21 protein-coding genes are annotated in these 25,602 nt (G+C 44.1%); 15 read left to right on the top strand and 6 right to left on the bottom strand.

Annotation, left to right across the window (positions count from 1 at the left end; translation table 11 throughout):
- The first annotated feature begins 321 nt into the window (after positions 1-321).
- The 14 genes from IQE94_RS14455 to IQE94_RS14390 all read left to right on the top strand — a co-directional run bounded on the left by IQE94_RS14455 (position 322) and on the right by IQE94_RS14390 (position 16,190).
- Positions 322-954, top strand: a complete 633-nt coding sequence (locus IQE94_RS14455; protein WP_194015123.1) for a MotA/TolQ/ExbB proton channel family protein — start codon at positions 322-324, stop codon at positions 952-954.
- On the top strand, positions 914-1,342 hold the full coding sequence (locus tag IQE94_RS14450; RefSeq protein ID WP_212720734.1) for a biopolymer transporter ExbD: 429 nt from the start codon (positions 914-916) through the stop codon (positions 1,340-1,342). Before IQE94_RS14455 ends, IQE94_RS14450 begins: the two co-directional genes overlap by 41 nt.
- Positions 1,343-1,465: 123 nt before the next feature.
- Entirely contained in the window at positions 1,466-2,776 is a 1,311-nt protein-coding gene (locus IQE94_RS14445; protein ID WP_223342191.1) for a TonB-dependent receptor plug domain-containing protein, read from the top strand.
- Positions 2,773-3,882: a TonB-dependent siderophore receptor gene (locus IQE94_RS14440; protein WP_223342190.1), complete on the top strand. Its 1,110-nt coding sequence runs from the start codon at positions 2,773-2,775 to the stop codon at positions 3,880-3,882. The genes IQE94_RS14445 and IQE94_RS14440 overlap by 4 nt, the downstream gene beginning before the upstream one ends.
- Before the next feature lie 207 nt (positions 3,883-4,089).
- Positions 4,090-4,887: a class I SAM-dependent methyltransferase gene (locus IQE94_RS14435; protein WP_223342189.1), complete on the top strand. Its 798-nt coding sequence runs from the start codon at positions 4,090-4,092 to the stop codon at positions 4,885-4,887.
- A 260-nt stretch (positions 4,888-5,147) separates the two neighbouring features.
- Positions 5,148-5,867, top strand: a complete 720-nt coding sequence (locus tag IQE94_RS14430) for a hypothetical protein (RefSeq protein WP_223342188.1) — start codon at positions 5,148-5,150, stop codon at positions 5,865-5,867.
- A 5-nt stretch (positions 5,868-5,872) separates the two neighbouring features.
- Entirely contained in the window at positions 5,873-6,187 is a 315-nt protein-coding gene (locus tag IQE94_RS14425) for a helix-turn-helix transcriptional regulator (protein ID WP_223342187.1), read from the top strand.
- A 150-nt stretch (positions 6,188-6,337) separates the two neighbouring features.
- Complete coding sequence (locus IQE94_RS14420; protein ID WP_223342186.1) at positions 6,338-8,908, top strand: TonB-dependent siderophore receptor; 2,571 nt, start codon at positions 6,338-6,340, stop codon at positions 8,906-8,908.
- Between the two features lie 164 nt (positions 8,909-9,072).
- Positions 9,073-10,071, top strand: a complete 999-nt coding sequence (locus IQE94_RS14415) for an iron-siderophore ABC transporter substrate-binding protein (RefSeq protein ID WP_223342185.1) — start codon at positions 9,073-9,075, stop codon at positions 10,069-10,071.
- Positions 10,068-11,033: a sucrase ferredoxin gene (locus IQE94_RS14410; protein ID WP_212720744.1), complete on the top strand. Its 966-nt coding sequence runs from the start codon at positions 10,068-10,070 to the stop codon at positions 11,031-11,033. Before IQE94_RS14415 ends, IQE94_RS14410 begins: the two co-directional genes overlap by 4 nt.
- Positions 11,034-11,050: 17 nt before the next feature.
- On the top strand, positions 11,051-12,334 hold the full coding sequence (locus tag IQE94_RS14405) for an MFS transporter (protein WP_212720746.1): 1,284 nt from the start codon (positions 11,051-11,053) through the stop codon (positions 12,332-12,334).
- A gap of 242 nt (positions 12,335-12,576) precedes the next feature.
- A complete protein-coding gene (locus IQE94_RS14400) occupies positions 12,577-13,557 on the top strand; it encodes a helix-turn-helix transcriptional regulator (RefSeq protein WP_212720748.1) in 981 nt (326 codons plus the stop codon).
- Between the two features lie 166 nt (positions 13,558-13,723).
- A complete protein-coding gene (locus IQE94_RS14395; protein WP_223342184.1) occupies positions 13,724-14,533 on the top strand; it encodes an AMIN domain-containing protein in 810 nt (269 codons plus the stop codon).
- Positions 14,445-16,190, top strand: a complete 1,746-nt coding sequence (locus IQE94_RS14390; RefSeq protein WP_223342183.1) for a TonB-dependent receptor — start codon at positions 14,445-14,447, stop codon at positions 16,188-16,190. The genes IQE94_RS14395 and IQE94_RS14390 overlap by 89 nt, the downstream gene beginning before the upstream one ends.
- A 166-nt stretch (positions 16,191-16,356) precedes the next feature.
- Here the strand turns inward: IQE94_RS14390 and IQE94_RS14385 are convergent, their stop codons facing one another.
- The 5 genes from IQE94_RS14385 to IQE94_RS14365 form a co-directional block, all read right to left on the bottom strand.
- Entirely contained in the window at positions 16,357-17,304 is a 948-nt protein-coding gene (locus tag IQE94_RS14385; RefSeq protein WP_223342182.1) for an ABC transporter substrate-binding protein, read from the bottom strand.
- Entirely contained in the window at positions 17,301-18,107 is an 807-nt protein-coding gene (locus tag IQE94_RS14380) for an ABC transporter ATP-binding protein (protein ID WP_212720754.1), read from the bottom strand. Before IQE94_RS14380 ends, IQE94_RS14385 begins: the two co-directional genes overlap by 4 nt.
- A 267-nt stretch (positions 18,108-18,374) precedes the next feature.
- Positions 18,375-19,430 (bottom strand): iron ABC transporter permease, encoded by a 1,056-nt coding sequence (locus tag IQE94_RS14375; RefSeq protein ID WP_212720756.1) that lies wholly within the window; start codon positions 19,428-19,430, stop codon positions 18,375-18,377.
- A gap of 86 nt (positions 19,431-19,516) precedes the next feature.
- On the bottom strand, positions 19,517-20,548 hold the full coding sequence (locus tag IQE94_RS14370) for an iron ABC transporter permease (protein WP_212720758.1): 1,032 nt from the start codon (positions 20,546-20,548) through the stop codon (positions 19,517-19,519).
- A 121-nt stretch (positions 20,549-20,669) separates the two neighbouring features.
- Positions 20,670-21,257 (bottom strand): Uma2 family endonuclease, encoded by a 588-nt coding sequence (locus IQE94_RS14365; RefSeq protein WP_212720760.1) that lies wholly within the window; start codon positions 21,255-21,257, stop codon positions 20,670-20,672.
- Between the two features lie 178 nt (positions 21,258-21,435).
- On the opposite strand from IQE94_RS14365, the gene ligA reads away from it, so the two are divergent.
- Positions 21,436-23,445: an NAD-dependent DNA ligase LigA gene (ligA, locus tag IQE94_RS14360; protein ID WP_212720761.1), complete on the top strand. Its 2,010-nt coding sequence runs from the start codon at positions 21,436-21,438 to the stop codon at positions 23,443-23,445.
- Positions 23,446-23,600: 155 nt separating this feature from the next.
- Here ligA and speA read toward each other — a convergent pair whose 3' ends face one another.
- The gene (speA, locus tag IQE94_RS14355) at positions 23,601-25,580 is read right to left on the bottom strand and encodes a biosynthetic arginine decarboxylase (protein ID WP_212720765.1); all 1,980 of its coding nucleotides are present in this window, start codon (positions 25,578-25,580) and stop codon (positions 23,601-23,603) included.
- Positions 25,581-25,602 lie beyond the last annotated feature (22 nt).

Here is a 25,602-nt window from a genome sequence, read left to right as displayed (position 1 = left end):
TATGGTGGCCCCTAGCCCGGATTAACCGCATTTATTATGTGAAATATTACTATTAGCAGTTACAGCATTATAGACGCTTAGTTGCGATGTCAAACACCGTCACCCACCCTCTTATTCCAAGATTTTTTTGCTAAAGCTCTGATTTTAGGCTCTTAATGCCTGGAAACCTGCTTTACACTTAAGCAAAGCTTATTGTCTATCTAGTTAATTTATTGAAAATAATTATCAATTGCTGTCCTGACTATGCATGGGGGTTAATTAAGAATTACTCTTAACTATGTTGAGTAAACCTAAGAGGTTATTGCTTTGGTAGAAGTTTTTATGGCCGGGGGCATAGTGGCAGTGCCCCTCCTCGGTTTTTCCCTGTTAGCTGTGGCCCTGATTATCGAACGTGCCTATTTTTGGGGTCAGATCCAATTACGGCAAAATCGGCTGGTCAATGAGGTGCTCAAGCTTTATCGCAGTAATCCTCCAGGGGCGATCGCCAAGCTGAAACAAAATGCCGATTTACCCATGGCGCGGATTTTTCTCGAAGCCCTGTGTTTGGAAGGGGCCACACCAACGGAATTTCGCCTGGCTCTTGAAAGTGCTACCCAAGCAGAATTGCCCCTTTTGAAACGATTTAACACCCTATTTCAGACCATTATCACCGTTTCCCCTCTTTTAGGCTTGTTGGGGACGATTTTAGGGTTGATGCGCTCTTTTTCTTCCATGAGTTTGGGCAGTACCACCGCCGCCAATACATCGGGAGTCACCGGGGGGATTAGTGAAGCTTTGGTGTCCACAGTGATGGGCTTGGTGGTGGCCATTGCAACTCTGTTATTTGCCAACGTGTTCCGTTCCTTATATCTGCGCCAATTTGCCCTCATACAGGAGCAAACGGGACAAATCGAATTGGTATATCGCCGCTTTCATGACCAACCGGAGGAAAAAGAGTATGCGACTTCCCGATGAATTCGAAGCCCAGGGTGAAATCAACATCATCCCAATGATTGACGTGATTTTTTCTATCCTGGCGTTTTTCATCATTTCCAGTTTGTATCTCAGCCGCTCCGATGGTTTATCAGTCAATTTACCTTCGGCCAAAACCACGGAAAACAAACCCAATCCGCAATTTATTTTAACTGTTAAGCAAACTGGTGAACTGTTTCTCGATGGCCAGGCAATACCCCTAAAAGATTTGCAAACAAATATCGTGGCTAAGGCTAAAAATAACGCCAATAGTTTGGTGGTAATCAAAGCCGATGAGCAGGTTAATCATGGCCTAGTGGTGCAAGTTATGGACGGTGTACGGCAAATTGAGGGGGTTTCCCTGGCGATCGCCGCTACGCCCAAAAACTAAAAAAATTAAGCATTGCTTAATCAATAATTTTTTACTATTTGGTGAGGAGTGATTGTGAATACTAAAATCAGCCTGGGTTTAACTATATGTTGCCTATGTTCGGGGTTAGTAACCCCCTTGCCTGTGCTGGCACAATTTAATAATTATGGAGCCCAAACCAAAATACAAGCTCAAGTTGGTTCCATTTTGGTTACTGGAGTTAATCTAAAGCTCACAGAAAAGAGCCTGGAATTAGAACTGGAAAATAATTCCTCCACCCCGCTCCAACCCCTTATCTATCCCCAAGAGAATCTACTCATCATTGAGTTGACCGATGCCCTCTTGGATATTCCTGGAGGAGAATTTAGCCAGGAAAATCCTAGCTCTCAAATTGCGGCGATCGCCATTACCCAGGGGGAAAACAATATAGTCCGCATCACGGTGACGGGCGTTGATAATAATCTTCCTGAAGTGACAGTGAGTTCTGTTGACCAAAATTTAGTGCTTAGCTTAACTTCGTCCTCCACGGCGATTGCCCCTGAGAATCCAGAGTCAGAAATTGAAGTGGTGGCCACCCAGGAGGGACAGGATGAATCTAGCTACTTTGTGCCCAGCGCCTCCACTGCCACAGGATTAGACACTCCCCTGCTGGATATCCCCCAGTCCATTCAAGTTGTGCCCCAACAGGTCTTACAAGACCGAAACGTAAACGAATTGGGACCAGCCTTACAAACAGTACCGGGAGTTAGTCCTAATGGTGGCCGTGGCACCAGTGTTTTCGGGCCCGGTTTTCTAATCCGTGGGTTTCCCGTTCAAGGCAGTATTTTTCGTGATGGTATTCCCTATCAGTCCTTAGGGCCCTTAAACACCACCGACATCGAACAAATAGAAGTGCTCAAAGGGCCCTCTTCCATTGTGTTTGGTGCTGGGGAACCCGGTGGGTCAATCAACCTAATTTCCAAAAAGCCTTTGGACGAGCCCTATTACAATGCGGCTGTGTCCCTTGGTAATTATAATGACTATCGTTTAGATGTAGATTTATCCGGTCCTCTGCTACCGGAAGCCATTGATACAGTTAATTATCGTCTCAACGTTTCCTATGAAACCTCCAGCAGTTTTCGCGATTTCGTCTACGGTGACCTCTGGGTTGTGTCACCCACTTTAACCTGGAATATTGGTCCAGATACGAAGTTAAATATCTATGGACAATACACAACTAATCGGGAAACCTTAGATGAAGGTATTCCAGCAACAAATATTGCAGACTTGCCATCAAATCGATTTTTAGGAGAGCGATTTAGTAAGTTTGAGCAGGATCAATACCTAATTGGCTACACTTTCAACCACGATTTTAACGAAAATCTGAAGCTACGCCATGCCATGCAATATTTGGCTTACGCCCCCGTACGCTATGCCCCCTCTTTGACTTTTTTGACGAAGATACGGGGGAATTGAATCGATTTGAATATTATGCTGGGGGAAATTATCAGCGTTTTTTCACTAATGCAGAATTGGTAGGAGAATTCTACACAGGGCCAGTTAAGCATCGGGTGTTGTTTGGATTGGAGTATCGTAACGATACAGAGACTCCAGAATTTCAATTCAGTAACTCCTTTGCCCCCATTAATGTTTTCAACCCGGTTTACACCAATACCCCTTTTCCCATCGCGCCAGAATTTTTCCGTGATGATCAAGTCAATCGCTTTGCGGTTTATCTACAGGATCAAATGGATTTATTCGACAACCTGAAGCTATTGGTGGGACTCCGTTACGATTCCGCCACCCAAAATCGGTCAACCCAGTCCCTCACCGAACCTAGGGAGGAATTTAACCAAACCGATGACCAATTAACGCCCCGGGTCGGCATCATTTATCAACCAATTCCCAGCGTTTCCCTTTATGGCTCCTACACCACCTCTTTTAATCCTTCTTTTGCCGCCTCCCTCAACGCCGATGGCTCTACCTTTGATCCCCAGACCGGTCGCCAGTTTGAAGTGGGAGTTAAGGCAGACATTACCGACAAGTTAAGTGTGACTTTCTCGGCATTTGATATTAGGAAACAAAATGTTCCTACCATTGATCCTGCCAATCCATTATTTACCATTCAAACAGGGGAGCAAACTAGTCGAGGTGTTGAACTTTACCTAGGGGGAGAAATTCTTCCTGGTTGGAACATTGTCACCGGCTATAGCTACCTTGATGCTTTTGTTAGCCAAGACAATACCGACATTGTGGACAACACTTTGGCCAATGTTCCTAGCAATCAATTTAGTCTCTGGACAACCTATGAAATTCAATCGGGGGATTTACAAGGTCTGGGATTTGGGTTGGGACTGTTTTATGTTGATCAACGGGCAGGAGATCTGGACAATACTTTTGTTTTGCCCAGTTATTTCCGCACCGATGCCGCTGTCTTTTACCGACGGGAAAACTGGGAACTTCAATTAAACATTGAAAACCTGTTTAACTCCCAATATTTATCTGCATCTAATGGTTTTGACTTGAGTACCTACCCAGGAGCGCCCTTTACGGTGATGGGTAAAATCGGCGTGAAATTTTAATGCCTAATGGGTTGAATTCACCGTCCCTTGGGGCGAATTCTCTGGAGGCTTATAGTCTGTCCGAAGGAAAAATTTTGTAATGCCTCATTGATTGCGGCGAAGATACTAATTTTAGTGCTCCACCCCTTCAATTTACTCACTGCAACCATTGGTCTCGTTGTCGGTAGCTGTGAAATTTTCTGATTATCCAAAATAGGGTTTTAAAAAATGAAAAAAAAAGTTTATTACAGCAAAATTGCCGATATTTACGATCAAACTCGCTGGCTGACAGAGCCCATCGCTGAAGAGGTTGCAGATTTTATTCTTGCTTTAGTGAAGGCAACCCCCAAAACTACTTTCCTTGAGCCTGGTGTAGGAACTGGGCTCAATGTTTTTCCTTTGGTAAAACGTGGCTACTCCGTAACTGGTGTTGATGTTTCTCAGGAAATGCTTAACCAGTTTCGTCAAAAGTTGCCTCACATTCCTCCGAATCTAAAACTGATTTATGGAGATGCCTCACAACTATCTTTTCCTGAGAAAAGCTTTGACGTAGTGCTAACTGTTCATATGCTTCATGCTGTTTCCGACTTAGGGATATTTTTGGATGAGATTGATCGTGTCCTGAAACCAAAAGGTTTTTATTTAAATGCTCAATGGGTTACTCCACCCGCACGTCTGGAATTTGAGAAGCATTTCAAAACTATCTTGTCTAAATATCAAGAGCAGCAAACCTTACAACAGTCACTTAAAACAATCAACGAAATTAATGTAGAGGAATATTTAGTAAATAAAGGGTATCAGTGTAATTACTGGATAGCCAAGGAATGGACGGTAAGCAATCAAGTACAAGAACTATTCCATTTTTACAGATCACGCGCTTATGGATTATGCTGGCTCCTTCCAGATGAAGCATTTAATCTTGCCATAAAGGAATTTGAAGTATTTTGTCATGAATATTACGGTTCATTAGAGGTGGAGTTATCGTCTCAAGCACAATTCGAAATCTGGGCATACACAGTAAAATGATGATTTTAATTATTATTTTCAAGTTGTTTCGGAACAATTTAATGGATTTTTTTACCTCACTAGACCTCACCAAATTAAATATAAGACCGAACTACATAAAATTTTAATGTCAAAAAGTTTTAAAAACAAACTATTAAAATTTAAAATAAGATTCTGTCTCCAGTAAAATACCATGTTTCAGATTTGTCGCCAATCCTTAATATACAATAATTCAAAATATAAATCTTTTTTAATAAGTATTATAAATATCTAAATTAACAATGGAAGATATTAATGTATTCGACCTCAACACCACAATTATTTTACCAAATCAGGCAGTTGCCTCAAAAAAAATTGTCAATTTTAATGAGTTTACCGTACAATTTCAAGATAATGAAACCATAATAAATTTACCGCAAAGATTAGGTAAAGGGTATAATCGATCTATCCAGTTGAGGGACGGCTTAACAATTGAAATTATTCAGGTACAACTTGCCGAAGTTATGTACTTAAAAAGGAATCATGAGAAGAATTTTCCTCTAGTTGCCCACTTTTATCTTGCAGGAAATTCAGTAGTAGAAACATTTAAAACTAAAGAAATTGAGCCAAAATATACAAAATTAGCGGGCAGAAATTATCTTTATCATTTACCTAATTTATCAGAACTCGAGCAATGGCCATGTGATACTGAAATAAAATTAATTAGTGTTTATGCTCCTGTTGATTATTTCAGTTGTTTTTATCAAAGTAAAAACTCTGATCCTAGCTTAATTAACCAATTAATCACAGGCGATCGTGATTTAAAGTTCCACTTATCACTAGGTAAAAACACACTTAAAGTCACTGAGATATTACAGCAAATTTATCAATGTCCCTATCAAGGCATAATTAAACAAATTTATTTAGAAAGTAAGGCTTTAGAATTATTTACCTGGCAATTTAATTGTATGGATGCTACTAAATCAGAAAAAAAAGCATCTCAATTAAAAAAGACGATTTAGAAAGAGTGAAATATGCACAGGAAATCTTGGTCAAACAAGTACTTGATCCTCCTTATTTGGCACAATTATCTCGACAAGTTAGCTTAAATGAGCGTAAGCTAAAACAAGGCTTTCGTCAATTATTTGGCACGACCGTATTTGGTTACCTGTATAATTATCGCATGCAACAGGCTCAGCAATTATTAGCAGATAATAACTTGTCCGTAGCCCAGGTAGCACAAAGGGTAGGATATACCAATCCGGAAGCTTTTTGCATGGCATTTAGACGAAAATTTGGAGTTAGTCCCAAAACCCATCAAAAGACAATTTCCTCCAAATAGTAGTAAGCACTTCTTCATTCTGACAGAAGAAAAATTATGATCTAAAAAGTCCATTTCACAAAGAAAAAAGTCCGTCCTACAAAGAAATACATTTTGGCTTTCCCCTAAAATATATCCATTAATTATCAGTAAGTGTGGGGAGCACAAAAAATGATCAAAATTTTGGAACAGACTTCGATCGCCGTTTTGATTGGTTTGACGGCCTTACATTCTGGTGTTGCCCTAGGATCAATAGGGGAAAGTAATTTATCTGAAAAAGAAAAATTAGAAGATCAGGAGTTGCAGAATGAATATAAGGAAAATGTAAAGATAGAAAATTGGCAACAGCAAATATCCCAAGCTCAAATTAAAGAAGTTATCCAAATTGAACTTAAAGACAAACAAACTGGCATTGAATTAATTTTAAAAACGGCCGATCAATCCCAGTTAATACCCTTAATTATTACTGAGGACAATATTCTCATCATCGATATTTTGGACGCAGTTTTAAAGCTACCAGATGGGGAAAATTTTATAGTTGAGAATCCCAGTGAACAAATTAGTCAAATAACCGCCATACAGACAAGTTCAAATTCACTACGCATTACCGTAACTGGCAATGGTACTGTTCCGACCGCTCAGGTGATACCATCATCCGAAAATTTAATTTTGAGCCTAACACCTCCAATTAACACGGTGGAATCGGAAGAAGAAATCGAAATTGTTGCTACCCAAGAAGAAGAAGCAGCCCAAGAATTTTTCGTTCCCAACACTTCGGTTGCCACGGGGACTGATACTCCCATTATGGATACGCCTTTTTCTGCACAGGTTGTTTCAGAAGAAGTAATTCGTTCCCAACAAGCCATCGCCCTCAAAGATGTATTGACAAATGTTAGCAGTGTGACTTTTGGTGGCACCACAGGGGGAAGAGAGACCATCTTTGGTATTCGAGGATTTGGCAATCAATTTAGTAATACAGTTCCTATTTTAAGGGATGGTTTTCGACTTTATGGAGGGTTTCAAGGGATTACGGAAGTTTCTCACCTACAACAGGTGGAAGTACTCAAAGGTCCTTCTTCTATTTTATATGGCCAAATTGAACCTGGAGGTGTAATTAATTTAAACTCGAAAAAACCACTTGATGAACCGTTTGCTGAAGTCGAATTGCAATTAGGTAATCAAGGATTAGTTCGTCCCCGTTTTGATATTTCAGGTGGTTTAAATCCCAGTGGGAATTTACGTTATCGATTAAACGGCGTTTATAGTAATGAAGCGAGTTTTCGCGACTTTAATCAACCGTTAGAACGATTTGCCTACGCTCCCATTGTCACCTATGCTATCAGTGACGACACAGATTTAAGTTTAGCTGTTGAATATATTAATGACACGAATCCCGCTGACTTTGGCTTGAGTAGCTTCGGAGATGGAGTTGCACCAGTACCCCGCTCGAGGGTAATTAATGATCCCAGTGATATTGTTAACAAAAACTTTATTAGCGCTGGATATAATCTAGAGCATCGCTTCAATGAAAATTGGAAGTTACGCAATGCTTTTCGCTATATGAGCTACAACTATGACTATAACATCATTGCTCTTCCTACTATTGTGAATGGGCCAACGGTTACCCGCTTCTTTGCTGACCAGGACGGACAACAGGGCTCCTATTCTTTCTATACCAATGCTGTCGGTAAATTTTTTACAGGCTCAGTTAAACATGAGCTCTTAGCTGGAATTGATTATAATTGGTCTGAAGAGAGTATTTTAACGCTTTTTGGTGGTCCGACGTCAATTAACGTATTTGATCCCGATTATAATGCAATTCCCAAACCTAATCGCTCTGATTTACCTCTTTTTGGCGATACTTTTACCAGTTCTAATCGTTTGGGAATTTATCTACAGGATCAAGTTTCTTTATTAGAAAATCTAATTTTAGTTGCAGGACTTCGTTACGATACTATCACTCAAAACACAAATAATTTACAAACTGATTTTAACCAAGGGGGAAATACACTACAAACAGATAGTGCAGTTACACCAAGGATAGGCCTACTATATCGTCCAATTCCGGAAATTAGCTTCTTTAGCAACTATTCCCAGTCTTTCACCCCCAATAGTGGAATAGATATCAGTGGCAATCCCCTAGAACCAGAACGGGGAGAAGGTTTTGAAATTGGCGTTAAAGCGGAACTGTTTGAGCAACAACTTCTCACAACCTTAACTTATTTTAATATTAATAAAAATAATGTAGCGGTTAGCGATCCAGTTAATCCCCTATTTTTGTCTACCATTGGAACACAACAAAGCCAAGGCATTGAACTAGATATTGTGGGAGAAATTTTACCCGGCTGGAAAATTATTAGTAACTATTCTTATATCAATGCAAAAGTCACCGAGGATACAGATCCTAATTTTGTCGATAACCGCCTATTTGGTATTCCCTATAATATGGCGAATTTATGGACGACCTATGAAATTCAATCGGGAGCATTACAAGGACTAGCGTTTGGAATTGGCTTTAATTACGTTGGCGATCGTTTTGGTGATTTAGCTAATACCTACACAGTGGGGGATTATATTATCGGGAATGCAGCGATTTTTTACCAACGAGATAAATATCGAGTTGCCCTAAACTTGAGGAATTTTACCAATGCTAATTACGTCCGAGCAGTCAGTGGTCTCCAAACAGGAATTGAGCCCGGTGAACCATTTACCATTATTGGTTCATTTTCAGTTCAATTTTAAATCATTAAGAGTTACTCGCTGATTTTTTAATGATTTAGGAAGCTCATAAGAATATGCTGGTCTTCAGCCCCAGTAAAAAACAGAGAACAGCTATTTATACTTACATATCAAATTTTCGTATGAAAAAACATAAGATAAATTATTTTTCCACTTTCATGATATTCATGACATCTCTCTTGATCTCTTGTAATACAACCATAGATCAATCTTTACCATTACAACAATCAAATAAAAAAGATTGCCGGATAATTGAACATAAAATGGGGAAAACTGAAATTTGTGGACAACCGGAAAGAATTGTTGTGCTAGGTCCCTATTTACTAGAATCTCTGCTCGCTCTCAACGTTCAGCCAATCGCCTATGCAGATCACATTGGTTTCCATCAAAGGGATTATGATCGTCCCACCGAACAAATCCCTTATTTAGGAAAATATATTAATCAATCTATTGCTAATGTCGGAGTTGCTTATATGCCTTCAATGGAAGCAATTTTTAAAACAAAGCCTGATTTAATTTTGAGTTTGGATGATAATCAAGAGCATTACCAAACTCTTTCTAGATTTGCTCCAATCCTAATGTTTTCGTGGAATGAACCGAACGAAAACTTAAAAAAAATTGCCCAAGCAGTTAATCGTAAAGAAAGCGCTGAGAAAATTTTAGAAGAAACTGCAAAAAAAATTGCTAAGGCCAAAGATGAGTTGGCTAAAACTATTACAGATTATCCTGATATTCTTTTACTTTATGCCCAGGATTTACAAGAATTATTCATTAATAATAATAGAGGACTTTGTAGTTCTTTAGTTAAAGAATTAGGTTTTAATTTGATTACCATATCTCCTTCAGAAGCTTCTTCAAATCAAAGGATTCCTTTGTCCTTAGAAGTTTTACCCCAGCTTAATGCCGCTGATTCAATTATTATTTTAGGTTACGACTTTCAAGAACCAAGCGAATTCAAAAATGCCCAGGAATTTAATGAATATCAACTATCTAATCTCCAACAACAATGGTTAAAAAATCCAATTACCCAATCAATGGGAGCTAGTCAAGCAGATCGTGTTTATTATGTTCCTGCTTATTTATGCATTGGTCTACCTGGCTCCATTAGTACAGAACTTTATCTCAATGAATTAAAAAAACAACTCTTAACCCATCAGAAATCATGATTAATTGTCAATTTTGTTCCGTTATTGCTAAATCCAATGGAGAAGATCCTATCGGCACAGCAAATTCTAGTGATCGTTGGTTAATTATGGAACTCCCCCAACCTTGGACAGAGGAACGCTTTCACCATGACCCTATTCTTAAACCAATTCATGATCTTTTTCATCAACTTTTTAATCAAGGAGTTAAAGTATCTCCAATGGCGATCGCCTCAGATCACGAGTATTCTCAATCAGAATTTAGTCGTATTATTCACTACCAAAAATTTAATTTGTCGTTTTCCAGTTTTATAAAAGAAGAATATTTAATTCCTGATGATCAAAGGTGGGATCTTATCAAAAATTTATGTCATCAACCTCCAGAGTTAGAAAATTTTCGTAACTATAAACTGTCGGATGTTGTTGATCGAGATATGATGGTGTGTACCCATGGAAATATTGATATTGCTTGCTCCAGATTTGGTTATTCTATTTATAAACAATTGCGCCAAAAATACGCTTCAAAAAATTTAAGGGTATGGCGTTGCTCCCACTTTGGAGGGCATCAATTTGCTCCGACTTTAATTGATTTTCCAAATGGGCAAGTTTGGGGACATCTTGAGTCTGAAATTTTAGATAATCTGGTAAGACGAGAAGGTCAAGTTAAACAACTCTATAAATTTTATCGAGGTTGGGCAGGAGTAACAAAATTTGCCCAGATTGTTGAGCGTGAAATTTGGATTGAGCGAGGTTGGCAATGGTTGAATTACCAAAAATCAGCTCAGATATTGAATATGGATGATAATCAGCCTGATCCTAATTGGGTAGAGGTTCAGTTTGATTTTATTTCTCCCGATAAAATTAAAGGAGCTTATTTTGCAAGAGTTGAAACCACTGGGTCAGTGATGACTGCTAGAAATTCAGGAGATGAGCTTATTTCTGTCAAGCAGTATAGTGTCAGCTACTTAAAAGAAATTGATAAATAATTAATTTACAAAAATAAATGAAGACCTTTGTCATTCTTTGCTTGGGACAGGCTCTGTCGTCTATTGGTAGCGGTATGACTTATTTTTCTCTGACTATATGGATATGGCAAAAGACAAATTCTGCTATGTCAGTGGCTTTGATTTTAGTTTTTTATCAGCTCCCGCAAATTATCATTACACCTTTATCTGGTACCCTTACTGATCATTTTTCTCACAAAAAATTGCTAATTGTTAGCGATATCGGCTCTGCTTTATGTACATTTTCTGCGGGAATTCTAGCTTTTTTACAGATTCTTAATGTTAAGTATATATATCTGATTGCATCTATTATTGGTTGTTTTGGTAACATTCAAACCCTTAGTTATATTACCCTGATCCCTTTAATTGTTCCTCATGAACATCATACTCATGCTAGTAGTATGGGAGCAATTACTGTATATAGCGCCGGAATTGTTGCCCCCGCTTTAGCTGGAATCTTGTTTCCCGTGATAGGGCTAACTGGCATCACAATAATTGACATGACAACGTTCACGATCGCTGCTATAACAATCTTGATTGTACCAATAGCATTCGGAATTAAATCTCCTAAAATCACTAACCAAATTTTATTTGTTGTACAACTGAAAGAAAATTTTGTTGACAATATGTTTTTTGGACTTAGATATATCTATAACCATCCAAATTTATCAAAGATATTAATCATTTTTTCGTTGTTTAGCTTTATGGAAGGAATCACTGAAGTAATTTACCAGCCCATGATTTTAGCCAAAACTGGAGGAAACACTGAGATTTTAGGGATTATTGTGGCCATTGGAGGAGTGGGAGGTATTGTTGGAGGAACTATTTGTAGTATTTGGGGAGGCTTCAAAAGAAGAACAACTGGTATTTTTATTGGCTTTATAATCAATGGATTCAGTCGATTAGCCATGGGACTGATTGCCCAACCCAAATTTTGGCTACTAGCTAACGTTGGCGCATCACTACCAAATCCCTTAATCACCAGTTCATATACAGCAATTTGGTATGAGAAAGTTGCACTGGAAATACAAGGCCGAGTATTGGCTGCAGATTATTTGATTGGCACTGTCATCAGCAGTTTAGCTGGATTGGCCGCAGGAATTCTAGCTAATCAGGTATCGGTAATGCTGACTCACTTAAGCAACTTTCTAATCCTACCTATCAATGAAATTTTTGGACCTCCCCCAGGCAACGGCATGGCGTTCTTAATGGTGACCTGTGGAGTGATCGCATTTCTATTGGGGCTATGGGGTCTATTGATTTATCAACGTGGGGATGATTAGCAAGTAATACTATCTCCTATGGGATATTGAACCCTCAGCGTTATTGAGATAATCCACAAAGTTGCCCCAATCGACATAGTACATTTTTCCAACAAATATACTGCACTGGTATTTTGCCCGTTAGGGCTTTGCTCAATAAGTTAAACTCATCAAATATTTAGGAATAATTTGCATTAAGGGTAGACTAATAGATTGATCAATTCTTTCAATCTACTTCAGCTTATTCAGCTTCCCATCTGCCCATGACCCTTCTGCTTTCCGAGTCCGACTATGATGAGATTTGTCAAATTCCCGTTGGGCCTGAGCATAACCATGCCACTCCAGTTGATAGTTTTGAAACCAGTCGCTGGCTACCTGCCCGTCTGGGCCATGGCCGTACCTGTTGCTTGGAACTTTCCCCTGGGGTTTGGTTGGACTTGATCGAAAAGGAATTTACCCAGCCCTGGGCCCTTAAGGTACCGGTGCATAAGCATTTAGTACAGTTCACCATCCTATTGTCAGGGACAGTCGATTATGGCGAGACCTATCCAATTCTGGAGACGAAGAGGGGTTATTTCTCCGGGAGTGGCCTTTCCCCTGGTTACGTGGCACAGTATGGTCAATTGGGTCACTTCGAGGGCATCAATGTCCACCTCGAGCCTGAAATTTTAGAGCAATTTTTAGTTGGTCAGTCCTCATCTCTAAGCCAAGCTTTATTCAAAAAAGATGATTGGAAAATGGCTTGGTTTCCCGCCATTACTGCTGAAATGCGGACAGTGGCTCAGCAGATGCTCCAATGTCCGTTTCGCGGGGTGACAAGAAGGTTTTTTCTCCAGGCCAAAGTGTTTGAACTTTTGGCACTTCAACTGGATAGCATTATGGCTGACCACCATTCTTCCCCATACACCGGCAACCTTAAACCCACAACCATTGAGCGGGTCTACGAAGCGAGGACCAGGTTAATGACTCACTTGGAAAGCCCCCCCTCCGTTTTGGAGTTGGCACAGCAAGTAGGGTTATGTGATCGCACTCTCCGCCGTGGCTTTCGAGAACTGTTCGGTACATCTGTGATTGGTTATCTGACGCAACAGCGCCTTTACCAGGCCAAAGAATTACTCCGTCAGGGCAATTACACCGTCGCTGAAGTTGCCAATAGCGTCGGTTATACCCATTTAGGACATTTTTCTGCAGCGTTTCGCAAACAGTTTGGTATAAGCCCTAAGCAATGGATGCTAAGCAAATAAAGGGTTTTTCCCGTGAGCTTAGGGATTTTTCTCAACTAAAAGTCCGTTTTGGGATCACTGTGGCCGTTTTTTGGATAGACAAAGCCCCCTACAACTACCTACACTAATTCCTCCTAGCTAATTAAGAAGTATTTGCAACAAGAATCGACGTACAGGAGGACGTGACATGCAAACAAGATTGATGCAGTTTGGCTGGATGATAGCCCTCGGAATGGTGGTAGAAGTGGCGGCTATGCCGGTGGGAGCTCAGGAAATGACTAATGAGCCATCCCCGTCTACGACAGTGGAACTGGATCAAGGGACGTCATTAGTACAAGTACAGGAAGTTCGACTAGAGCCAACAGAGACCGGGGTCGAAATTATTTTGGTGACTGCGGGAGGGGCGATCGCCTCTCCGAACTTTCAAACTGTGGGCAATGCTCTGATTATTGATATCCCCAATGCTTTGCTGGTCTTGCCCGGGGAACAGGGGTTTGAGCAGGTAAGCCTCACGGCAGACATTGCCTTTGTCAGTGTTACCCAAATGGCCGACAATCAAGTGCGGTTAGCTATTACAGGGGTGGATGGGCCGCCCGAAGCCGAGGTGAAGTCCAGCCCACAGGGGTTGCAATTGGTGGTTCGCCCAGGTATTGCCCAGACCGCCGCCACTGTTGACGAAGTAGAAGCTCTGCAAATTGTGGTTTCTGCGACCCGCACAGAGGAGGAAATTGCCAATATTCCCCGGTCAGTGACGGTAATTCAACGGGCAGAAATTGAACAACAGACCCAGGTGTACTCTTCCCTGGCGGATATTTTGGGTCAGCTAGTGCCAGGCTTAGCCCCCAGCACCGGCAGTGCTAGTCAATTTGGGCAACCATTACGAGGCCGCAACGTGTTGGTGTTGATCGATGGGGTGCCCCAAACCACCAACAGCAATCTATGGGGATGGTGCCACTGGAGGGGTAATCAATATCATTACCCGTGGCCCTGCCCCTGAGCCATTCCTAGCCAGCACCCGCCTAGCCCTTAACACTGATTTTGATAGCCTATCCGACAGTTTAGGGGGAACAGTGGAGCAATATGTGGGGGGAACCCTTGACTACAGTGACTACGCCTTTACCGTATCCTATGAATCCGTCGGGGCATTCTTTGATGCGTTAGGCAATCGCATTCCCCCTGATCCCAATGGCCAGGGGGGAGTATCGGACACAGATAGTTTAAATATTTTAGGTAAATTGGGCATTAACATTACTGAAGAACAGCGCCTACAACTCACCATTAATCATTTTCAAGCCACCCAAAATACTGATTTCACCGTTGATCCTAGCGTTACGGCAATCGCCGGCCGGCAGAGATCCCAGGCGATCGAAGGGCTAGACCTTGATACCCCCCAGACTAGCAATAATACGGTGGTCAGTCTTGATTACACCCACAGCAATGTCCTCAATGGCAATCTTAAGGGACAGATTTACTATCGTGATTATCTAACTCGGTTTTTCCCCTTTGATGGACGATCCTTTGTCAGCTTGGGTAATGCCATTTTTCAGTCCGAAATTGACTCCACCGAGTGGGGGGGAAGGTTGCAACTGGACACCCCTTTCACTGGAGAAAAAAACCTGCGACTACTGTGGGGAGCTGACTATAACAACGAAAGCACTGCTCAGCCAGTAAACATTTTTGATCCGATTACTTTTGATGCCAGTGGCGGTCTAACCTACCGCAACACCGGTAAACGGACTTGGGTACCATCCCTGAACCAAGGCAGCCTGGGATTGTTCGTCCAATTAAACTGGCGGGCCAACGATTGGCTTACCCTACTGGGGGGCGTCCGCCACGAACAGGTGGGCCTCTCGGTGGATGATTTCACCACTCTAGCGGGCAATACAATACAGGGAGGGGATTTAGGCTACGATGCCACGCTTTTTAACCTGGGGGGAGTAGTGAATGTCACCGATAACATCAGTTTGTTTGCCAGCTTTGCCCAAGGTTTTTCCCTAGCCGACGTGGGCCTAGTGCTTCGTAATGCCCCTGCGGGCTTTTCCCTAGCCACTCTGCAACCGGAAGCCCAGCGGGTCAACAACTATGAGGTCGGTGTGCGGGGCAATTGGAATAATCTCCAGTTTTCATTAGCCGGGTTCTATAACTCCTCTGACTTGGGCACCACGTTCACCGCCCCAGGGGAAATTTTGCGAGCTCCAGAACGAATTTATGGTGTAGAAGCCACCATGGATGCCAAAGTGGGAGAAAGTTGGCAATTGGGAGGAACATTTAGCTTATCCGCTGGGGAGATTGATCGTCTCAACACGGGCAACTATACACCCCTGGATGGTTTTCGCATTGCGCCGGTAAAGCTCACAGCCTATGTCCAGAATCAAACCACCCCCGGCTGGCAAAATCGGTTACAACTCCTCTATTCCGGCAATCGTGACGTGTTTGCGAATGACAACATCTTTGGTCAAAGCCCCGTCAGCAGCTACGTCACCCTGGATTACATCAGTAAAATCGATGTTGGTCCCGGTAAGCTTGAAATCGGTATTGCCAACCTCTTCAACACTGACTATTTTCCAGTGGTGTCCCAACTCCAGACTAGCGAGTTGAGTTATGCTGCCGCCCGAGGACGATTTCTCCGCATTGGCTATGCATTTGAGTGGTAAATTCCTTTCCCCTTAGTATTTTGAGGGGCAACCCATGCTAAGAGCCTGTTTTAAAAGCCCCCCTGGCCCCCCAAATTTTGAGGGAAACTGAGTAAAAGTCCCCCAAGTATTGCCGGAGCTTTAGTGAGGAAATTTAGGAGGCGGAGCAAAACTTTCCAAACAAGTTCTAGGGCTCTAAATGTCGTTCCAAATCATCTAGTAGCAGGTGGGCGGCTTGAATGCCTCCTGCCATAGTCCAAACCACATCGTTAACTGCGTAAGCCTTACCCTGTTGGACAACCTCCAACTGTTGCCATAGGGGATGGCTTAACCAAGGATTAGTCACACTACCGCGAGTTTGACTTTCGCTCTCTCCGGTATAGATGAAGTAGAACAGCGCATCAGCTTCCATTTGCGGAATTTGCTCGAAGGAAACATTTTCGGCAAAGCCGTCTTGAGCTTGACTAGCTGGCCGTTGCAACCCCACTGCCTGCAAAATTTGACCGGGGAAAGAATTTTGTAAATAAATGCGGGCTCCCCTCGGCATGAATCGGACGAGGGAAATCTTCAGCTCTCTAGCACTAAGTTTTTGGCGTATTTGGGCTACACGGATTTCCCAGTCGTTTAAAAGTTGCTCAGCTTCAGCGTCTCTGTTAAGGGCCTGTCCATAAAGACGTAGGTTATCTTGCCATGATTCACCAATGGTTTCTGAAAAAACTGTGGGGGCAATGGCACTCAGTGAATTATAAATTTGTCCCTGGCGCAACCGACTGCCGATAATCAAGTCTGGCTGTAAGACGACAATTTTCTCTAGGTCAGGCTGCATTTCATCTCCCACGATGGGGACTCCAACCATATCCTTTGCTAAATATTCGTAGTAAGGATCCCCCGACCAAGATTTAACTGCCCCCACCGGGGTGACTCCCAAGGCCAATGCCATATCTGTTGCTTCATTGGTCAACACCACTATGCGCTGTGGCTCATTGGGGACGGCCGTTACCCCCATGGCGTGGGCTATCGTGCGCTGGGTGAGGTGTGATTGAATGGTTTCCCCAGGGGAAAATTCAGCGGGTACTTCTTTCGCACAACCAAATAGCACCAGGCAGAAAGTAAAAATTATTAGTTTACTTTTCATTTTAGGTGTCGGCTAACGGGTACACACAGAGGGGTGCCAGTGACGGGATCGGCGATGATGCAGCTCTCCAGTCCAAAAACTTGTCGTACTAGTTCTTCGGTGACGATCGCCTGGGGTCGTCCTTGGGCCAGTAGTTTTCCATTCCGTAGGGCAATCAAGCGATGACTATAGCGACAGGCCAAATTGAGGTCGTGCAATACCATCACAATGGTGCGTCCTGCTTCCCGGTTCAGCCAATGGAGTAAATCTAAAACTTCAATTTGATGGGCTAGATCGAGATAGGTGGTGGGTTCGTCTAACAATAAAATTTCAGTGTCTTGGGCCAGGGCCATGGCAATCCAGGCTCTCTGGCGTTGGCCTCCGGAAAGGCTATCAAGGGGGCGGTTGGCAAACTGGTGTAGATCGGTGGTGGCGATCGCCTCTTCGACTTTCAATTCATCTTGCTTTGACCATTGTTGTAGCCAGTTTTGATGGGGATAACGGCCCTGGGCCACCAGTTCCCTGACAGTTAATCCTTCCGGGGCGGGGGGGCTTTGGGGCAAAATACCCAGACGTTTGGCCAATTCTTTGGTGGGCAGATGGGCGATCTCCTCTCCCTCTAAATACACCGTGCCACCTTGAGGTTTGAGTAGCCGTGCCATGCCCCGTAAGAGAGTGGATTTTCCACAGCCATTTGGTCCCACCAGTGTGGTGATTTCCCCCTGGCCAATTGCTAAGTCGAGCCCTTGAATAATTAGGTGAGTGTCGTAGGCCAGGCTGAGCTTACGGGTGGTGAGGGCAATGGGAATGGTAACATCCAACATAGTTATTAGGATTAACTATTAATAAAGCTAGGGATTATTGTAGGAGACTGGGGGACAGGAAAATGGGGTTTTGTGCCGAATAATTCATTTTAAATGCTTGGTTTGCAAGGCTGGATGGTCCCCTTTTCCTTACAGAAGTTACTATAACAGCTATTAATTATTAAGAATTATTAGGAATAGTAGGGAATTTTGCCTTCTAGTTAACTGAACATTGGGGTTCACCAGGGAAAAAGCGTTACCCCAAAAAAAGTAAATGCGGTAATAGAGCTATTGATGGCGATTGCGATAGAGGAGCCAGAGAAAATAGGGAGCGCCCACGATCGCCGTAATTACTCCGCAGGGAATTTCAATGGGGGCAAAAACGGTTCTGCCGATTAAATCAGCCAGTTCTGTAATGCAAGCTCCGGTGAGGGCCGCAACGGGAATCATTCCTCCATGGGCAGGGCCCACTAAATGACGGGCCAGGTGGGGAGCCATCAAGCCGACAAAACCAACGTTGCCGGCGGTGGCCACACAGGAACCCGCTAGGGCCACGGTACAAATCAGCAAAAGACCCCGCACCAACTCCACTCGGCTACCCAGTCCTCGGGCGAGATTGTCCCCTAGGTTAAGGGTGTCCAACTCCCGAGCTAATGTCAACGAGAGGGGAATAAACAGGGCCAACCAAGGCAGCAAGGGTAACAAATGTTCCCAGCCCCGGCCATGGACACTGCCGGTGAGCCAGACTAGGGCTTGACTGACCGCATTAATTTCTCCAAAGGTGATCATCAAACTAGTGAGGGAGCTAGCTAAGGCGGCCAGGCCAATACCAACCAAAATTAGCCGGACGGGAGCACTACCCCGATTCCAGGCCAGAACATAAATGGCGATCGCCACCGCCAACCCACCACCAAAAGCGGCCGCCGGCAGAAATAAAGGAGAAATACCTGGTAGTAAAACAATTAGGGTAACGGCCACCAAACTGGCCCCCGCATTAACACCAATAATTTCAGGGGCGGCCAAAGGATTACGCGTAATACCTTGCAAAATGCCCCCGGCGATCGCCAAACCCATACCCACCAACAACGCCGCTAAAGACCGGGGTAATCGCAGAGTGCGGATCACAAATTCATGGTCAGCATCGGCAGATAGCCCAAATATCGCCTGCAGCACCGCCAAGGGGGGGACAGGATATTCTCCCCAACTGATATTGAGGATAAATAGCAATAATGCCAGGGCAGTAAGCAATCCGATTACCAGAGGGACATGGCGCCCCAGACGAAAAGATAGGGGCAGGGGCAAAGACCGGAAACGGACAAAAATCCAAGGTCGAGGAGCAGGCATGGGACAAACAGTTAATAAAATTCGATTCAATCAATTAGCCTTGAATGGCCTTGAATTCTCCGTGGGGTCGGCCCAATTGGGGTCGATTATTTAATTTGGGAGCGGGCAAGATAAATAAAAAAAGGCGCCCCCACCAAAGCCGTCATAATGCCCACCGGTAATTCTTGAGGACTGATAACTAACCGGGCGGCCATATCAGCTACAGAAAGAAAAATCCCCCCCATCACCATGGCGTAGGGCAAAATCCATCGATAATCAGCCCCGACCCCAAAACGAACAACATGGGGCACAATCAAACCCACAAAGCCAATGGGCCCCGCTAGGGCGACAGCGCTGCCCGCCAGTAACACCAAAACCGTTGCCGCTCCCAATTTTACCCAGGCTGTTCTTAGGCCTAATCCCCGGGCCACTTCCTCCCCAAAGGTCAGTAGCGTTAATTGCCGTCCTAGGGTGAGGGAACTAGCTAAACCGACCACAATGTAGGGCAAAACCGCCGTCAAACCAGCCCAATCTTGCCCCGCCAGGGAACCAGCTAACCAAAAGCGAATATCGTCTAGGGTACGTTGGTTAAGCAAGAGAATACCCGTGGTCAAGGAGCCTAAAAAATAGGATAGCGCCGCCCCCGCAATGACCAATTTAATTGGGGTGAGACCACTGCGACCAAGAGTTCCTAAGACATAGACAACCATAGCGGCGATCGCCGCCCCAACAAAAGCAAATTCCCATTGGTTACCACGATCGCCACCGATAAATGTGGCCAAAACCACCGCTAAGGATGCGCCAACATTAACCCCCAGAATATCGGGGGCCGCCAAAGGATTGCGGGTTAAACCTTGGGTAATGGCCCCGGCCACAGCCAAGGAGGCTCCCACCACGATCGCCAAAATGGCCCTGGGTAAGCGCACCGTGCGAATAATTAAATGGTTAGTGGAACCGTCAAACTGGAAGATGGCTTGCCAGACGGTCTTTGGGTCTATATCAGCGGCTCCTAGAAGTATGCTTGCGACTAGGCATCCCAACAGAACTGCCCCCCCCAACATAAGACCGAAGGAGAGATAAACGGGGGATTTAAGCTGAAAAAATGACGGCGATCGCATAATGCATTGGAGAAGGGGCAAGTATCTTAGGTGGGCATTAGCCTAATTGCCCGACTCCGTCCTTTACTTAGTAAAGTTACTAAGAAAGATTATCAATAAAAGAGGACAATGGGAATAGAGCCTTGCCTACGGCAATCGCCGTTTATTTTGATTGAGCCGTGAACTTTTGGATTGCTTCCAGGCGGGAGGGCATCAATATGCATTCCTCTAGCAGCGCAAAATCTAAACCTGGAAGTAATTTGCTGGTTGAGGCTTCCTGGTAATGCTCGCCTTCTAGGGAGTAAATGGAGAACTTTTTATCCTGCCACATCCAAACTTCCTGAATACCCAACCGTTGATACTTTTCAAGCTTTTTCGGAGTACCACTGGTGACATTCACCTCAATTGCCAAATCAGGATGTTCCTTTTTTTCGCCAAGGTAATAGGATTCATCCGGCTCAAACGATACCGATTTCTCCCTTGATTCACGGGTTGCACTACCGGCTGGGAAAAATTCAATACCCTGGGAGAACAAATAATATTCAATCAAAAATCCGATTATGGTTTTGATGGATTCGTGGTATCCTCCCAAGGTCATGAACTCAATTACTCCGTCAAAATAGGTAATACGCAGCCCTGAGCGCTGTTCCATCACCGCTTGAATCGTCTTAAAATCTTCCCAACTGTGACGACCGGGTAGGATAAAATTTTGACTTTCACTGAGAGTTAAAGGAGAAGTGGCAACGGTCATGGGAACAGCCCTCTACTTGGGTTGCACAAATGCTACAGTCTCTATGTTAATCGCCCTTGGAGTGAAAGGCTTACCCCGTAACATGTCCCTGGGAAATCGTCCCATTATCTCTTCTGTAACCCTCTAGAAGGAGGCCAATTTCTGCTAGAGCAAGCCTTTTGGACAATAGACATAAGCTATGACCACCGCCGATCGCCTTTTGCAACTGCGCCAACAACTCCAAAAAGCTAGCTACGCCTACTATGTGCTAGATGCACCGATTATGGAGGATAGCGTTTACGACCAGCTTTACCGGGAACTACAAAGACTAGAGGCAGAAAACCCGGAGCTCATTACCCCCGACAGTCCAACCCAACGGGTGGGGGAACAGCCCGCTAGCCAATTCTCCGCCGTTGCCCACAATATTCCCCTTTACAGTCTGGAAAATGCCTTTAACGTCCAGGAATTACAACAGTGGCAGGAACGGTGGCAACGCATTACCCCAACCATTGAAAAAGCTGAATACGTCTGTGAACTAAAAATTGACGGCTCGGCGATCGCCCTGACCTATGAAAATGGTTTGTTGATGCGGGGAGTCACCAGGGGGGACGGCACCACCGGGGAAGAAATTAGCCAGAACATTAAAACCATTCGTTCCATTCCCCTGAAGTTGAATTTAGATAATCCGCCTGCAACGGTGGAAGTGCGAGGGGAAGCCTTTTTGCCTCTGGAGGAATTTAATCGCATCAATCAAGAGCGGGAAGCCCAAGGAGAAAGCTTATTTGCCAATCCCCGCAACGCCGCCGCCGGTACCCTCCGCCAATTGGATTCCAAAATTGTCCACCAAAGACGCTTACAATTTTTTGCCTACACTCTCCATTTACCAGGGCAAGAAGACCAAATCCAAAGTCAATGGCAGGCCTTGGAATATCTCAAAAAAGCTGGCTTTATGGTTAATCCCCATTGTCAGCTTTGTGAAGATTTAGATGGAGTGGTGGAATACTTTGAAGACTGGGAAGGGACCCGCCAGCGCTTACCCTATATGACTGACGGGGTAGTGGTGAAAATTAATCAGTATCCACTACAAAGCGAGTTGGGCTTTACCCAAAAATTTCCCCGCTGGGCGATTGCCTTAAAATACCCCGCCGAAGAAGCTCCCACCGTAGTCAAAGCCATTGAAGTCAATGTCGGTCGCACCGGCGCAGTTACCCCCCTAGCCGTGATGGAGCCAGTACAATTAGCGGGCACAACGGTACAACGGGCTACCCTGCATAACCAAGACCGCATCCAAGAATTGGACATCCGAGTGGGGGACACAGTAATTATTCGTAAAGCGGGGGAAATTATCCCCGAAGTGGTGCGGGTAATGCCGGAATTGCGCCCGGAAAACACCACTGCCTATGTTTTTCCTTCCCGTTGCCCCGCCTGTGGTTCAATTTTAGTAAGACCATTGGAAGAAGCCGTCATCCGTTGTGTTAATAGTTCCTGCTCCGCTATTTTGCAAGGCAGTTTAATCCATTGGGCTAGCCGTAATGCGTTGGATATTCAAGGTTTGGGGGAAAAGGTTGTGATTACGCTCTTGGAAAATCATTTAGTCAACTCCATCGCTGATTTGTACCATTTACAGGTAGAGCAATTATTGGCATTAGAACGCTTTGCCCAAAAATCCGCCGAAAAATTGATTGCCGCCATTGAAGTTAGCAAAAGCCAACCCTGGAGCCGCATTTTATTTGGTCTAGGTATCCGCCATGTGGGACAGGTAAATGCCAAATTACTCAGCCAACAGTTTCCCACCGTGGAAAAACTAAGCCAAGCCAGCATCCCTGACCTGGAAGGAGTCTATGGCATTGGCCCAGAAATTGCCGAAGCAGTGGTTAATTGGTTCCGCAACTCTGGTAATCAACAATTGATTCAGCATTTGCAGGAGTTGGGCTTGATATTGGCAGACCATGGCATTGATCAAACTAGAACTGACAGCGGCAAGTTAAGGGGCAAAACTTTTGTGTTAACAGGGACTTTACCCAATCTCAGTCGTACAAAAGCTCAGGAATTAATTGAGCAGAGCGGCGGTAAAGTAACTAGCAGTGTGAGTGCCAAAACCGATTATGTTCTATTGGGGGATAAGCCCGGCAGTAAGGCCGCCAAGGCGGAGAGTTTGGGGGTTAAGTTACTATCGGAGATAGAATTTTTACAATTGTTGGAGTCGTAGGCAACCAAATTGATTGTGTAGTGTAATGAAAATAAATAAAAATAGTCGAATTTAAACCAAATTGTGATGGGACAGCAAGCGAGATTGCTCTAATTTCACCACCATTCCAGTCCATTTCAGAGACTAGAACAAGACCGTTATTTTTTTCTACTAGGTCAACTCAAATAGGTGTAGCGTCGTAAACTTTGCTCATAATCTTCCAACAACCGCCGGGATTCCTCTAGGGTAATTTGTCCATTGCTCAAAGCTAACTCTGTATGACGCCGCAGACCTTCGAGTAAATCATCGGAATCGTACTGAACATAACTCAAAACCTCCGTCATGGTATCCCCCCGCACCACCGATTCAATCTGATAACCCTGGGGAGTGGTAGCAATGTGAACCACATTAATGTCACCAAATAAATTATGTAAATTGCCCATAATTTCTTGGTAAGCACCGACTAAAAACATACCTAAATAGTAAGGATTGTCATCATTTTCTAGGGGGTGAACTTCTAGGTAGGACTTGACATCCCACAGGTCAATAAAACGGTCAATTTTACCATCACTGTCACAGGTTAAATCGGCTAAGATCACCCTTTGACTAGGTTTCTCATTGAGATGGTGAATGGGCAAAATGGGAAAAAGTTGATCCAAAGACCAGGATTCCGGTGCTGACTGGAAAACCGATAAGTTAACGTAGTAAATATCGGTCATTATTTTATCCAGCGCTTGAAAATCTTCGGAAATATACTCCAGTTGTCTGGTGATTTCAAAAATTTTACGGCAACAAGCCCAGTGAATTTGTTCTGCTTGCCCCCGTTCTGTCAGACTCAAATAGCCAAAGTTAAAGAGACTACTGGCCTCCGCCTTTAACTGCAGAGCATCATGGTATTGCTCCTGGTATTGTGCCGTTGTGATAGTTTCGTAACATTCCCACAGGTTTTTCAGCAGGGGATGGGCATTTTGGTCAGGAGGATGGGGTTCATTAAAGCCCGCGTGGTTACTGCCCAGCACATCAAAAACTAGCACCGACTGGTGGGCCATAATCGCCCGGCCACTTTCGCTCACGAGGATGGGAGGGGCAATGTGCCCAAACTCACAGGCATCTTGAATGGCCGCCACAATATCGTTGGCATAGTTTTGCATATTGTAATTTTTCGAGGCGGGATAATTAGTTTTGGAACCGTCATAGTCCACCGCCAAACCGCCTCCCACATTCAGGTAGCGCATTTTTGCTCCCAACTTGACCAGTTCCACATAGAGTTGGCTGGCTTCCCGCATGGCTTCTTTAATCAGGGCAATGTCTGAAACCTGGGTTCCCAGATGGAAATGGAGCATTTTCAGGCAATCAAGGCAGTTATTTTGCTCCAGCCGATGAATCATCTTCACAATATCCGGCATGGTCAGCCCTAGCTTGGCCCGATCGCCCTTGCTGGAGGAAGTTTCCGAGGATTTGGACGACTGACAACTCAACCGGGCCCGCACCCCCAACATGGGTTTAATATTTAACTGCTGGGAGATGTGTAGTACCCATTCCAGTTCTCGCAGTTGTTCGATGATGATGATGGGACGATGGCCCAAACGCTTGGCCAACAGGGCTGTTTCTAGATAATCCTGGTCTTTATAGCCATTGCAGATAATTAGGGGTTTGGCATGTTTATCCTGACGGTCTAAGGGAGGCGGCAGGGTGGCCAGGGCAATCATCAATTCCGGCTTGGAACCTGCTTCCAGTCCACATTGGGACGTTTGGCCAAAGCGCACCAGGGCCTCCACCAAATGCCGTTGCTGGTTGCATTTGACCGGATAAACCGCCTGATAGGTATTGGGGTAATTGTAACGGGCGATCGCCTTGGCAAAACAACTATTCAAACGCTCTAGGCGATCGGCCAAAATATCAGAAAAACGAATTAATAGGGGCAACCCCAATTTTCTCTGTCGTAGGGCTTCCACCAGTTCAAGTAAGTCCAAGGAACCGCCCCGATCGCCGTTGGGGGAAACTGTCACGTTGCCGGCGGCGTTGATGGCAAAATAGGGCGCTCCCCAAGCCTCGACTCGGTACAGGGCCTCGCTTTGCTCAATGCTCCAGGCAGTGTTTTTTTTCTTTGATTTCTTGCCCAATTGTTTTTCCCCCGGCAAAGGTTCTTCCCCCATAATCCCTCTGTTTAAGATTAAT

Origin of the sequence: Synechocystis sp. PCC 7339 (genome assembly GCF_019924095.1) — a bacterium.
GTDB lineage: Bacteria > Cyanobacteriota > Cyanobacteriia > Cyanobacteriales > Microcystaceae > Synechocystis.
The sequence above is the reverse complement of the archived record's forward strand: the minus strand, read 5'-3'. Positions and strand labels throughout refer to the sequence as shown.

What these genes read in the sequence shown, in the direction of transcription:
- IQE94_RS14435 (WP_223342189.1), top strand. Translation starts at nt 4,090, where the DNA reads ATGAAAAAAAAAGTTTATTACAGCAAAATTGCCGATATTTACGATCAA.
- IQE94_RS14430 (WP_223342188.1), top strand. Translation starts at nt 5,148, where the DNA reads ATGGAAGATATTAATGTATTCGACCTCAACACCACAATTATTTTACCA.
- IQE94_RS14385 (WP_223342182.1), bottom strand. Translation starts at nt 17,304, where the DNA reads ATGAAAAGTAAACTAATAATTTTTACTTTCTGCCTGGTGCTATTTGGT.
- IQE94_RS14375 (WP_212720756.1), bottom strand. Translation starts at nt 19,430, where the DNA reads ATGCCTGCTCCTCGACCTTGGATTTTTGTCCGTTTCCGGTCTTTGCCC.
- IQE94_RS14400 (WP_212720748.1), top strand. Translation starts at nt 12,577, where the DNA reads ATGACCCTTCTGCTTTCCGAGTCCGACTATGATGAGATTTGTCAAATT.
- IQE94_RS14390 (WP_223342183.1), top strand. Translation starts at nt 14,445, where the DNA reads ATGGGGTGCCCCAAACCACCAACAGCAATCTATGGGGATGGTGCCACT.
- IQE94_RS14450 (WP_212720734.1), top strand. Translation starts at nt 914, where the DNA reads ATGACCAACCGGAGGAAAAAGAGTATGCGACTTCCCGATGAATTCGAA.
- IQE94_RS14405 (WP_212720746.1), top strand. Translation starts at nt 11,051, where the DNA reads ATGAAGACCTTTGTCATTCTTTGCTTGGGACAGGCTCTGTCGTCTATT.
- IQE94_RS14410 (WP_212720744.1), top strand. Translation starts at nt 10,068, where the DNA reads ATGATTAATTGTCAATTTTGTTCCGTTATTGCTAAATCCAATGGAGAA.
- IQE94_RS14420 (WP_223342186.1), top strand. Translation starts at nt 6,338, where the DNA reads ATGATCAAAATTTTGGAACAGACTTCGATCGCCGTTTTGATTGGTTTG.
- IQE94_RS14395 (WP_223342184.1), top strand. Translation starts at nt 13,724, where the DNA reads ATGCAAACAAGATTGATGCAGTTTGGCTGGATGATAGCCCTCGGAATG.
- IQE94_RS14380 (WP_212720754.1), bottom strand. Translation starts at nt 18,107, where the DNA reads ATGTTGGATGTTACCATTCCCATTGCCCTCACCACCCGTAAGCTCAGC.
- IQE94_RS14365 (WP_212720760.1), bottom strand. Translation starts at nt 21,257, where the DNA reads ATGACCGTTGCCACTTCTCCTTTAACTCTCAGTGAAAGTCAAAATTTT.
- IQE94_RS14415 (WP_223342185.1), top strand. Translation starts at nt 9,073, where the DNA reads ATGACATCTCTCTTGATCTCTTGTAATACAACCATAGATCAATCTTTA.
- IQE94_RS14455 (WP_194015123.1), top strand. Translation starts at nt 322, where the DNA reads ATGGCCGGGGGCATAGTGGCAGTGCCCCTCCTCGGTTTTTCCCTGTTA.
- speA (WP_212720765.1), bottom strand. Translation starts at nt 25,580, where the DNA reads ATGGGGGAAGAACCTTTGCCGGGGGAAAAACAATTGGGCAAGAAATCA.
- ligA (WP_212720761.1), top strand. Translation starts at nt 21,436, where the DNA reads ATGACCACCGCCGATCGCCTTTTGCAACTGCGCCAACAACTCCAAAAA.